We start from the raw sequence: 12,451 nt of genomic DNA on the forward strand, positions 1-12,451 counted from the left end.
TATAATTATTAATTTATTTTTCAAAATAATGTAAATAAATTTTATCCAAGAGTCCATTCATATGGATTCGACGAGCCCTGCTCGGCAGTTACATTCGTGACATGTTAGTTATTGTCTATGATAATTGCAGAGGTTGTAGGACCCGATTCGGTTTCCGAATAGAAAATGATTTTGTAATTATCAATGTAGTAAAGATTGGCATAGCTCTGCATTTCAGTGCCATCGAAAAATGATTCTGCAGGCTCGGAGAATACAGAAGTGACCTCTGCAAAAGTCATGCCTATATATGTCTCATAAATACTGATGTAAGGGTTGCTGATCATGTAACCTGTCACTGTCTCTGAGTCGCTTAAGAAGTATCCATCTTCCTCTTCAAAAACGACCAGTCGCCCACCCATAAAATAATCATCATAGGTTGGATCTCCATAATAACTGGTAAGATCGCTTAAGTTCTCTCCTATTTGAATCGGCATATCTATGAGACCTACTTCCTGCTCGGACGTCGTCTCTGAACTTTCAGCTTCTTCTGCTGCCTTCTCTGTCTCTTCCTCTGCTTTCTTCTCTGAATCTAGAGCTAATTTGATGTCTTCCTGTAGCTTTCTAACGTCCTTTTTTATCGACTCAAAAATCGGCTGTTCCGATTCGTGTTTTAAAAGGTTATCAACCGTTTTATTCGCCTCTGTATATTCTTTGTTTTCAAATTGCTTTAGAGCAGCTTCATATTCCTCTGTCAACTCGGCTAATGTTGTTTCGAGGTCTTCAATTGACGCTACAATATCTTTGGATTTTTTAACCAGTGCGGACGATCCATCTTCTGTGTTAATAACCTTCTCAGCTTTTTCTGTCGCACTGTCAAGATCGCCTTCCTCCATTGCTTTTATAGCTTCTTGATGATAGACAGTTTGATCCAGTAAAGCCGTTGCTTTTTTATCGTTACTTTTTTCATCTATTGCTAGCTCAAATGCACTTTCAGCTTTCTGATATTCTTCACTAGCTATATAATCTAATCCTTTATGCACAGCATTGTTATAAGCTTCATCGTTACTACATCCAGCTAACACAATAAAAATAACCAAACTACTAATGAATAATTTTCTCATAAAATTCCCTCCCATTGAAAATAATAAAAGTAACAAAGATATTACATATAACATTCTTTTCATTATTCTTATTCATATATTTGTAAAATAATGTAAAGGAGGTTTATAATTTCTATATGTAATTCTATATACATATAAACATTAACAGATTTAGTGCAAAGAACCTATATTAACTGCTGCGTTCACAGTCACCGATAGCATATACCTAATTGAACAGTTGAAAAGTCTATCATTTTGCTGATGAATCATTCGGCTTTTTCTTCGGTTAGGGCGTCTAAGGCTAATTAATTTTGTAGTTTAACTTAACTCTATTAAGTATAAAGTCCTATACTATATATTTAGCATAGGACATCATTTAAAACATCGTAAATGCAGCGCGTAGTCACTTCTTTTCAGCACCTCTTCACTTATCCCAATCGCTCTGGCAGCCACGAGGACTTATTCTTTACAAATTGATGGATTAAGATGAGGTTATAACCTACCTCCTATAAATAGTGATCCTATTTTCCACCAAATAATTGTCATAATAGACAAGTTCAAAGCTATCGTCATTGGTTACAGATTCAATTAAGTTCCTTTTTGCTGGCTCTTCAGAAATAGTAAAACTCCCACCACTTCCTGTACCAGTAACGGGATAAAGATAAAGCTTATATGCATTTCCGTCTAAATATTCAAATTTAAATGCATACTATCTGACATCTCGTTAGCATTTACAATGCTAATTCTCGTTGGTAGGAAGCCATTATCGTATCTTCACAAGCAATCCAATGACATTCTAACAGTGGGACTTCTACAATTAGTTCGGTCTTGGGATATTGAACAGTCCTTTTCGACCAATCCCCAACCAATCTCCACTGGATCTATATCACTCATCAACAGAGTTAGATAAACTAATAATTTACTCTGATTCCAAGCCTTTCAATGGTTATGCAAAATACCAAACCTATAAGTGTTCCTAAAGAAAAGAATCCCATTCCATTCACTCCAGTCCGTTTTTTATTTTGTACTTATCGCATCTTTTACAGCAAAGAATACCGAGATTCCAAACATTACCCCTGCTTTAAATAGGCTTATACTTGTCATTAGATCACCTCCTTAAATTAATGTATTTCTAAAGCTCCAAAAACACAGTAAAAGAAGGAGAAAGATCATCGTCATCGGATGATCTTTCTCCTTCTGGAGTGGTGAAGTGTTTGACCACTTCTTTATTTAATTGGATTTTGATCGAGTCGATCTCCCTGCTTTCAGAAATAGTTATTTTATTTATGAGTAGATGTAATAGGTGTTTTCTCTGTTCTCGGGATAATGATTCTTTAAACATTTTTGTGAAGCTATCCATAACATCTTTTACTAAGGTAAAGTTTACTTCTATTGTGTCGTCTTGCCACATCTTACTTTTTATTGGTGCCTTACGTTCTTCTAATCCCGCTATTTCCTCATTTAAAGTAGCTAATCGGCCGATAAGATCATCCTTTTCAACAATACCCTCTTCAAACAGTCCCAGTATCTTGTCTTTTCTAAGTTGGACAGAATCAATTGCTTTTTCCAACCTCTTATAGTCGTTTTGCAGAGGTGACCGATTCTTCTCACGCTCACTATTTATTTTCAATACAATACTTTTTATTAATCTGTCGTTATTTGCAACATTAGCGATCTTAGTAAGCACGTATTCATCTGCATAATTTACTCGGACACCATTTGATCGACAAACCGTGCTTCCTTTGTTCTTCCAGGCCCCACAAACATAGTACTCCAGTACTCGTTTTGTTCCGTCTTTTGTTTTATTGGTTGTTCTGCTAAGTACCATTCCTGAATTACACACAGGGCATCTAATAATCCCAGTCAAAGGGTGTTCACCACTATGAATCCGATTAGGTCTGCCGCCTCTGCTCTTCATAATAGCTAGAGTCTGGTCCCACGTATCTTGTGAAATTAGCGGTACATGCTTACCTTTTTCCATTACCGGATCTGGATTAATATTATTACGCCTTTTTTCAGTCCAATCCCTTCTGACATTAAACCGAATAATACCGACATATAAAGGATTTTGGAGTATTTGCTTTACACTATTAATCGAAAAACTTTTCTTTCTTTTAGTTTGATGACCTGCTCTATTTAATTGACCGGCAATTGACTTATAACCGAAGCCCCCGGTGTATAAATCAAAGATTTTTCTAACCGTCTGTCCCTCGTCTTCGTTAATAACAAGTTTAGAGGCTGCCCTGTTTCGGTCATCGACTTCTGTTGAATCTATATCGTATCCGAGTACCTTCCCGCCATTCCAATAACCAGCTCTTGCCCTCGCTAGCATTCCCATCTTTACGTTTTCTGATATATTAGCTCTTTCAAATTCCGATATTGCTGCCATCATCTGAAATTGAAGTTTTCCTGAAGGACTTTCCGTTTCGTATTTTTCTGTATAAGATCTAAAACCGATGTTTTTAGTCTTTAACATCTCCACGATGTTTAACAAATCAATACTCTTTCTAGAAAAACGATTCATTTTCCAAACTAACACTATGTCGAATTCTTTATTATGTGCAGCACTTAAAAGCTGTTGAAGTGCAGGCCTACCTGAGATGTTTTTGCCGCTGATTCCTCGGTCTACATACTCCCCGCATACTTCATAACCTTCTTTTTTACAGAACTCACGTAATAGTCGAACCTGTTCATCTATGCTATATCCTTCTTCAGCTTGCTCTACAGTAGAAACCCGAGCATAAATTGCGGCCTTTTTCTTCTTCTCAATTGGTTGTGCCAGTTTATTATACTCATTAGATAGATGCAAAGTTCTTCCCCCCTTTTTGTACCCAGGCTTGTTCCTATTTAGAGCGTGACTGCTTGGGAAAGTCGGTAATCTCTTTCATTATGTGTTTTTTTAAAAATTGTTATTCCTCTTTGGCTGGGTTATTCGCATGCAGTTCACTTTGTTCTTGATCATTTTCCGAGTTATTATTCATCAAATATGCCGTTACTGATTCTGCTAAGATATCTATTAAAACTTTGTATTCATAGTCAATTGATACTTCGTCTAGCATGATTACTTCCCCCTCTAAATTGATCAAAAAAATAATATATATTTACTCATTACTTTAAGAATTGGCGGGGGGCGGGGGGTGGGTAGTGATGAGAAAACTTTTCTACTAAATTAATTAATTTACTTTTTATTCCCATCCAAGTTTTCATTTCACCTATCCCCCCTCCCCCCTAATATTGAATAGCACTACCTGATATTTTAGGATGTGTAACATCTTCTAAATCTTCTACCTTTAAGCCATCATAATAGATAGCTCCCTTTACCTTTTTTTTGATAATAGGAATCCTTTCATTTTCTAATACAATTTTGAAATGTTTCCAAAACAGCTGAAGCGATTTTGTTCCCTTGTCGTCTATGCCTTGCATATCCAGCCAGCGCAGATATTTCAAATGAAAATCGGCTTGCTTTGTCCGTTCGCCCCCTATCATTCTAATATGCTCTAAATAGAACTCCTTCACTGGATTCTGATCAGCATTATAAGCATTTTGGCATTCATTTATAGCTTCACTTTGACCAAACTGAAAGTTATTTAAACGTAATCGTTTCAATCCCTCCAAGGCCCAGTTAAGGATACCTGGGAGTTCCTTTAACAATTCTTCCTTTAAATTAACATTTCGTTCAGCGGCGGAAAAAGTGCGATTAAAAGGTACAATCATTAGTTTTCGAAAGTAGCCATTTGTTACATCCATGGAGTCTGGGAGGCTATTGACAAGAAAAAGAAGTCTACAGTATGGTGTGTAGCTAATAGCCGGACGATATTTCAAGTTGACAGTTATCGTATCGCCACTGACAATGGCCTTAAAGTTCTCTGTCTTCATCGCTTTGCCTCCTAACTCATTTTCCGCAGCAATATTGATGGATTTTCCAATCATGCTTTCCAAGCCGAATGGTTGACTGAAATCAGAGAGAGGTACGCTACTAACATTCTCTTTTCCTATTAACTCCGTCACAACAGAAGCCAAGACACTTTTTCCATTTGCTCCTCCACCATGATAATAAACAGCTTTTTCTGCCTTGGTTTCAACCGATAGCCAATAACCCACTAATTCTTGATGTACACCTATTAATTCAGCATCATGCAACGTAATATCCTCCATAAAGGTATTGAAGTTAGGTGCACCGGCAAGAGGATCATAATCAATCGGTATTTGGATAGTGGATATATATGTTGGAGAATGGGGGTAGAGCTTATAAGTATCTAGGCTGAACATCCCATTCTTCAAGTTAATAAATTCACGGTTCACATTCATTTCATCTTCATTGGTAGCTTCACGCTGCAATGCTTTTACAACTTCCACCTCGTGCGCACTTTTCCAACTATTACTACGTCCTTCATGCATGATCATCATGATAATTTTTCCTAACTTTACTTCAGACAACTCTTCAAAAACACCTTTTAAGTTATATATAAATAAGCGTCCATCATTCGTTGAGCGTAAATGGCACCTTTTTATGAAATGCTTTGCAAAGGCATTAGCATTAAAAGTAAAAGACTTTTTCTTTTCGTTATAAGAGTATCCACGCTCTTCCGCCTTGCTCACTGATAGAATCAGTTCTAGTTCCCTCAGCAAGGCTTCAGGTATAACTGTCTCTACTGTTCGCTCAGCAGTCTTGTAGGTTTCCATAGCCTCAGCCCTAGATGTTTTTTTAACTCGGTACATCAGAGCAGTAAAGTAGGCTAACCCCTCTTCCTGCATTACAGTGTTAAGTGCAGCAACTAACAATGAGAGACTATCTTTTACATTTACCGATTCAAGTAAACCCTTTGTAATTATACTTGCGTCTAGTGGTCGTGCCTTTTGTACAGGATAATCAGTAATGTACTGATCCACGTCTTCTATTTTGAATGCGACTCTATTCATTCTCATTTTTATTGGTTCCTTTCTTTTGATGGAAGGACTCTTTTCCATCAAAGGGTACTTATTATATTGGTTGATTTACCTCCAAAACTTTTAATCGATCATAAACATCACCCGATTCAGCCTCAAAGTGGCTGATAGAACACCTCCCCACGAGCCCCACTAAATGCTCTACTGTAATGCTCTGCCCGATAAATATTTCTTCGAACGAAGAAAGAAACTTTATATATTCGGAACTTGACGAAGATGAGACAGTATAGAGTAAAGTCAGTTGACCTTGGGATTTCGAATCCAGGGAACGAAGAGAAAACGTGATTAATAATTGATCATAATTGCCATATTTTCCTTCCAGATTCAATCGCATTCTTGTCTGATCAATATAAAACTCGTACTCTTCTGTCGGAAACTTAGCTTGTCTCAACACTTTTGCACCATTCTTGGAAAATGTAATAAGTGGATAGCGATCTGCATTTTCAACTTTTGATAACGGCTTCGCGTCTTCTTTTTTCATTGTATTTATGACATCTGGAACTACGTTATTACCCCATTCCTCTTGTTCTACATTAGCCACTTTTTCTCCTACTACTTCCACTTCTTTATGTGTATTTAGAGCACTCCGTCTATGGTGATATTGCTCATTGTTGTCACGTATCACTCTCTTTTTTATCGCCACTTTAATTCCTCCTCATTTTTAGTATTTATGAAAAAAATTGCCTTCTATAACTTATAACTTCAATTGCCTCACCCTTACTCGAACCAAAGTAATATGAATTAAATTCCGGGAAACAATCCATAATTCCATTATTCACAAAATTTATTTCGTTATTAGGAGTTTCACCGCAGGTATTCTTAAGTAATAGTCCGTCTATTGGAGATTCATTTAAAAATATTGCGAATTCTAACACTAAAGCTGCATATTGATAATAATCCATAACCACCAGACTGCCCTTTGGGTACCATGCAATCTCGAAGTGTCCGTCATGTATAAAAACACAATTTGGTCTGACTGATGAGGATTCAAGTTGTTTTAATAACTTCTGCAAGAGATTTTCCTTTTCAGAGAAGCATTCCTTATCCTTCACATAGACTGAAGCTACAAATCGGCCAATATCATACTCACTGTAGTAAGGGTCTGGTTCTCCCTTATTTGTGTTTAAGATTGCTAATGCGGACAAATAGTTTACTAACTCTGTTGATTCTCCTGGCAGCAGATACTTTTCAAAATATGCGATATCCAAAACATGATTGTATGAAGTTGTTATTAATAACTTCGCTGTAACTGAATTTGTTTTATATGATTCTTCAAACGTTTCACCTTTTTGCAAGCTCGACACCCATGTTTCTATTTCCTTTTGGTATTTAATTGAATTATTCATTTTCTCGTCCTCTTTTCATAATCTATGGTGACTGATTTACTACTTCCATTTGATGCTTTTCTACACTCATGCAGTTCTAGATATTAGCTAATTGTTTTCCCTTATCGATTCCTCCTTCCTTGTTTTGTTTCTCTGATCTGATGCTAACTATGAATTAATTGGACCAAATAAAATACGGTTGAATCAGGATGGATATAATCCGATTCAACCGTTGACTGTTAAAGTGTGTTTTTTGAAAGTATATCTATTTCCCCGAGGTACGTTTTTTTTAAAAGTTTTTCAATTTTCAATAGAGTTTCTTTACCTTGATCATCAGTCACTGGTTTCTCCCAATAAGCATCGGTATAGTATTTGCTGACGTCATAGCTATACTCAATTTCCTCTGTCAATTGCCTCATTTTTTTTATTGACTCGTTCATCGCAATATTTTGTGGCAAGTCTCCTTCAACCTTTTCCAACGCTAACAAGAATTTACTCAGCTCATTTACTATTTGATCGACAAGAGTCTCTCGACTTTCTTTTAATAGTTCAGGAAATGCACAATGGGCTAATATCTGACCAATTTCGGACTCCATCTCTGCATCCAGTACCCGAGACTTTATAATTGCGGCTTTTACTTCCATAACATTTTTATGAGAATCCTTAACATTCATTTTCCCTTCAAAGGTTTGATCTAGTATCTCCTTATTAATTTCTTTGGTCCAATCTGTATGCTTTAGTGATCCTAAGCATTTATAAGCCTCCAACAACCAATCTCGATTATGCTTAAGTACTTTTTCCGATGGAATTATGTATTTATCGTTATACTTTTCTATTGTTTTGATCATAGAGTTATATCTCTTACGACGGTTAGAACTCAACATGATTATTAATATAGTCATTTCTTCTATACTCCAGTAATCATCCATAGTCTTTGGGAGTTTCCCTTTATATCTTTCAATCCTTTCAAAATTCTGAAGATATGTTTTTGCCTCACTCGTCTGATTACCATTAGTCTTAAAAATATTGAGAACAGTTGAAAGTAACCCCAAGCTCTGTTTTAAATGAGCGTTGGACAAATCGATTACATTACCGGTCTCTTTTATATCTTTTAAGTAGCAATTAAAAAGTGTGTGTGTTGAATACGTTTTTTCCATTTCACTTACCCCCTTGGCAAAAAAAATAAATTAGTATTTTTCTTACCGCATTTACTAATTTCATTATATAGGAAGGAAGTAGAATATGGAGGAGTGTATATGGTAACTTAAAACTGAGCCACCAAAGCAATTGAAAACTGAGCCACTTCTGTAGGAAAATAAACCCTAGCATGATTGTTAGGGGGAAACAGGAGTGATTACATTGAACAAGAAGCAACAGGTGATTCAGCTGCATCTTCAAGATGTCAGCCAAAGACAAATATCCACTGAAGTGAAGGTCTCCAGAAACACCGTTTCAAAATACATCGAAGCTTTTGAGAAGAGCAAGGCAACCGATGTCCGTAACCTGCCGGTTACAGAGGATATCTTATCGGCTCCCTCCTACAAGAAAAGGGATGGGGTAAAACGCAAAATGACAGAGGAGATTATAGACAGGCTCAGAGGATTCATTCAAGACAATGAATGGAAACGCAAAAACAACATGAGCAAGCAACAAATGAAAAAGATTGATATGTATGAAAAACTGCAAGAAGAAGGATATGACATCGGCTATACGACGGTTCGGAATTTCGTCAATATCGAGGAGATGCGAGCGAAAGAGGTTTTTATTCGGCAACGCTATTCAGCAGCTTGGGAAGTAGAATTTGATTGGGGAGAAGTAAAACTAGTAATTGATGGGAAACAGAAATCCTATTCCTTAGCGGTTTTCACCTTGGCTTACAGCAATTACCGATTTGCGCTGCTTTATGAATCCGAGACGATGATCTGTGTGCAGGATGCCCATACCAAGCTGATTGACCACTTAGGTTTCGTCCCATCTGTTTTCACTTACGACAATATGCGAACCGTGGTGAAATCGTTTGTCGGAACAGACCGGAAGATCACGGATGGAATGATCAACCTCTCCAATTATTACGGATTCCGGATACGGCTCTGCGAGCCAAGAAAAGGAAACCAGAAAGGACACGTAGAACGGAGTGTCGAGGTTGTCCGCAGAAAAGCATTTTCATATGATATTGCGTTCGCTTCCCTGGAAGACGCCCGGAAACGTCTAAGCCAAACGATTCAATCGCTCAATAAACGAATCCACCACGAAAAGAAGATCGCTCATGTGGAATTGAAAGAGCAAGAAAAAGCAACAGCTACTCAAGAGTCGCTCCCTCTGCCATTCGATGTTTCGGAAGTCTTGGAATGTCGGGTAGATAAATACAGCACCGTCATGATTAAACAAAATCGGTACTCCGTACCCGAGGGCAATGTAGGCGCATGGATCCGTGCCAAGGTCAGCGCAGATGCAGTCCGGCTCTTTATTAAAGGCGAACTCGTTGCAGAACATCGGAGAAATTGGGGTGTCCATCAATGGGAAATGAATCTCTATCACTACATAAAAACCTTCACAAAGAAAAAAGGCGCTTTAGCTCAAAGTGAATGTTTGAGCCAAGCACCAAATCAAATTAAAAAACTCTTCGAAAACCATTATATCGGAAAAGAGAGAGATTTTCTAGAGCTACTCCTCTATGTACGAGAGAAAAATCAGTTGGATAACGTGATGACCGCTGCACGACAGATTGAGATAAAAGGTCTCGGTGAAATTACGACCGAAAAGCTAATTTTTCTGAGCGAACAAACAGATTTAGTACCTACGGTACCTCTACAAAAAGATGAGACAGTCGAACAGGCGCTTCAAAACATCCAAGCCTTTTCAGCGATGTTCAAACAAGTCGATGAAGGAGTGCTTGAACATGGATAAAAAGCAACAAGTCATTGATATGTGCAAAGAATTACGACTCCCGGGGATCCGTGAGTTGGTTGAAGAAGATGAAGGATTTGAAGAAACGACAGCTGCAATCGAGCTGTTATATACAGTATTAACAAAAGAAAAGAAAGACCGTTGGATCCGATCGAAATCAACACGGATCCGCCGTGCCAACTTTCCGGAGAAGAAACTGCTTGAGGAGATTGAGATCCAAGCGCTGCCCACAGATGCGCAACAAAAACTGCCCAACTTACAGACGCTTGATTTCATTAAAGCTGGGCAGAATGTGATTCTGACCGGTTCCCCTGGCACCGGCAAGAGCCACTTGGCTATCGGCTTAGGAGTAGAAGCCTGTTTGGCTGGTTACAAGGTATATTTTGCGAGTGTCTCTTCCTTGATCAATCAATTGAAAGAAAGTAGGTCCGAACGGACCTTGCGCTCTTTCGAATTGCGCTTTGAGAAGTACGACCTTGTCATCATTGACGAATTGGGCTACATTTCCTTCGATAAAGAAGGCGCTGAATTACTCTTTACGCATTTATCTTTGCGTGCAGGGCGATCCTCGACCATTATCACAAGTAATCTATCGTTTGCGAAATGGGAGGAAGTGTTTCATGACCCCATTTTGACTGCAGCATTGACGGATCGGCTGACGCACAAATCACATGTGGTGAATATGGTAGGTCCTTCTTATCGAATGAGAGAAACGAAAAAATGGCTCGAAAACAACCATTCATAAGTGGCTCAAAATTAAATTGCGTTGTGGCTCAATTTTCATTTGCGAAATACAGAGGAGATCATTAGTCCTTTGCACTAACACAAGAAACAAACGGATGCCTAAATCATAATCGATTCAAAGCATCCGACTTCCTTCTCTTTGTTAGTAATCTTCAGGGAACAACATCATTTGGTTTTCACCATTGTCAATGCACCAAATAGTTCTGTCTATCGGGTCCACATCTTCAAGCGGTATTATCCAAAAACTTTCTCTTTTCGGTACTTCTTGTCGATGAATGATTGCCTGCTTCTTATTATTTGCTGAAAGCTCAAATACCTGTATGTAATCCAGTTCAACTCCTTTTACTCTTTGTTCATTGATCAAACTCCACAGATGAAGAGCAATTTCTAGGGGTACTTCTTCGGCAATTGCACGAGTCATGTAACGTTCAGCATTATAATCAAACATGGTGAACCTTCCTTTCTGCTTGGTCTTCTATTGGTTAGACAAAATTAATGGATGCAAGGAATCATAGGCGATTCACCGCATCCATCTTTTCTTCTCTTGATGTTTGAATATAATACTTTGCAGTCATATTGACTGATCCATGTCCTGCAAGTCGGCTAACCGTCGTAAGGTCTACGCCTTTTTGAATCAACCTGGTGCAGAATGTATGTCTGAACAAATGCGGGTGTAACTTTAATTTCAGCTCCTCCGAGATCTTCGCCAACCAATGACGAACAGCATCCCGATGTAACTTTCCCCCTCGTTGACTCACCAGTAAATAGTCACTATGGTTGAAAACAGACTTAGAACGTTCTTTCTTGATATACAGTCTCACTAATTGCAGCACATCTGAACGAAGCCCTATCTCTCTTCGTTTTCCACCTTTCCCGACCACTACGATATGACTTGTTAGAAAATCAATACTTGAAAGTCTTAATTCGACGAGTTCGGTCACACGCACGCCTGTGTAAAGTAATAGGTACACGATTAGTTTATTTCGGATCGATACTCTTTCATTCGTATTCACATAGAAAAGCAACCTTTCTACTTCTTCATCCAATAAAACAGTAACAACATCTTCACTTCCAACAGCGGTTCCAATCCGATCTTTCTTCATATGAATATATCTTTCCGTTACTAGACCTTTGAGTAATAGGAAATCATTGAATACCTTTAGACTGTTAACCTTCTTGTTAATAGTGGCCACAGCGTAGCCACTTCGAACAAGTCTATCGATGTAGACAAGAAAGATTGAACGGTTAAAGTACTTGTCCTTTCCAATTTGTTGTGTCAAGAATGCTTGAAATCCATTTACATCTGTTGTATACGACTGGATAGTTTTGTCTGCTTTACCTTCCGCAAATAGCCACTCTGCAAATGCTTTGGTGTCCACTGCTCTTTCATCCCCCATTCTTCACTGATATTTGTTTCATGTGGAACATAGAGTGAATCCAAAATAAAAA

At 38.0% G+C, this 12,451-nt stretch carries 11 protein-coding genes; 2 read left to right on the forward strand and 9 right to left on the reverse strand.

Annotated elements, in window-relative coordinates; genetic code table 11:
* Window positions 1-104: 104 nt before the first annotated feature.
* The 7 genes from BBH88_RS18155 to BBH88_RS18180 form a co-directional block, all read right to left on the reverse strand.
* Window positions 105-1,100, reverse strand: coding sequence for a hypothetical protein (locus BBH88_RS18155; protein ID WP_065536353.1), 996 nt, complete (start codon window positions 1,098-1,100; stop codon window positions 105-107).
* A 1,111-nt stretch (window positions 1,101-2,211) separates the two neighbouring features.
* A complete protein-coding gene (locus tag BBH88_RS18160) occupies window positions 2,212-3,888 on the reverse strand; it encodes a recombinase family protein (RefSeq protein ID WP_065536352.1) in 1,677 nt (558 codons plus the stop codon).
* 100 nt (window positions 3,889-3,988) lie between these two features.
* Complete coding sequence (locus tag BBH88_RS19305; RefSeq protein ID WP_154669183.1) at window positions 3,989-4,138, reverse strand: hypothetical protein; 150 nt, start codon at window positions 4,136-4,138, stop codon at window positions 3,989-3,991.
* A gap of 169 nt (window positions 4,139-4,307) precedes the next feature.
* Window positions 4,308-6,005 (reverse strand): DNA primase family protein, encoded by a 1,698-nt coding sequence (locus BBH88_RS18165; RefSeq protein WP_065537334.1) that lies wholly within the window; start codon window positions 6,003-6,005, stop codon window positions 4,308-4,310.
* 55 nt (window positions 6,006-6,060) lie between these two features.
* Window positions 6,061-6,669, reverse strand: coding sequence for a hypothetical protein (locus BBH88_RS18170; RefSeq protein ID WP_065536351.1), 609 nt, complete (start codon window positions 6,667-6,669; stop codon window positions 6,061-6,063).
* Between the two features lie 25 nt (window positions 6,670-6,694).
* Window positions 6,695-7,372 carry a hypothetical protein gene (locus tag BBH88_RS18175; protein WP_065536350.1) on the reverse strand — a complete coding sequence of 226 codons (678 nt, stop codon included), beginning with the start codon at window positions 7,370-7,372 and terminating at the stop codon, window positions 6,695-6,697.
* Between the two features lie 218 nt (window positions 7,373-7,590).
* A complete protein-coding gene (locus BBH88_RS18180) occupies window positions 7,591-8,508 on the reverse strand; it encodes a hypothetical protein (RefSeq protein WP_065536349.1) in 918 nt (305 codons plus the stop codon).
* A 202-nt stretch (window positions 8,509-8,710) separates the two neighbouring features.
* On the opposite strand from BBH88_RS18180, the gene istA reads away from it, so the two are divergent.
* Window positions 8,711-10,258, forward strand: a complete 1,548-nt coding sequence (istA, locus tag BBH88_RS18185) for an IS21 family transposase (protein ID WP_456291191.1) — start codon at window positions 8,711-8,713, stop codon at window positions 10,256-10,258.
* A complete protein-coding gene (istB, locus tag BBH88_RS18190; protein ID WP_083387728.1) occupies window positions 10,251-11,003 on the forward strand; it encodes an IS21-like element ISSau9 family helper ATPase IstB in 753 nt (250 codons plus the stop codon). Before istA ends, istB begins: the two co-directional genes overlap by 8 nt.
* A 141-nt stretch (window positions 11,004-11,144) precedes the next feature.
* Here the strand turns inward: istB and BBH88_RS18195 are convergent, their stop codons facing one another.
* Together BBH88_RS18195 and BBH88_RS18200 are read right to left on the reverse strand one after the other, a co-directional pair.
* On the reverse strand, window positions 11,145-11,450 hold the full coding sequence (locus BBH88_RS18195; protein ID WP_065536347.1) for a DUF960 family protein: 306 nt from the start codon (window positions 11,448-11,450) through the stop codon (window positions 11,145-11,147).
* Window positions 11,451-11,511: 61 nt separating this feature from the next.
* Window positions 11,512-12,381 carry a tyrosine-type recombinase/integrase gene (locus BBH88_RS18200; protein ID WP_238323373.1) on the reverse strand — a complete coding sequence of 290 codons (870 nt, stop codon included), beginning with the start codon at window positions 12,379-12,381 and terminating at the stop codon, window positions 11,512-11,514.
* Between the last annotated feature and the right edge of the window lie 70 nt (window positions 12,382-12,451).

This window comes from Planococcus antarcticus DSM 14505 (assembly GCF_001687565.2).
Classification (GTDB): domain Bacteria; phylum Bacillota; class Bacilli; order Bacillales_A; family Planococcaceae; genus Planococcus; species Planococcus antarcticus.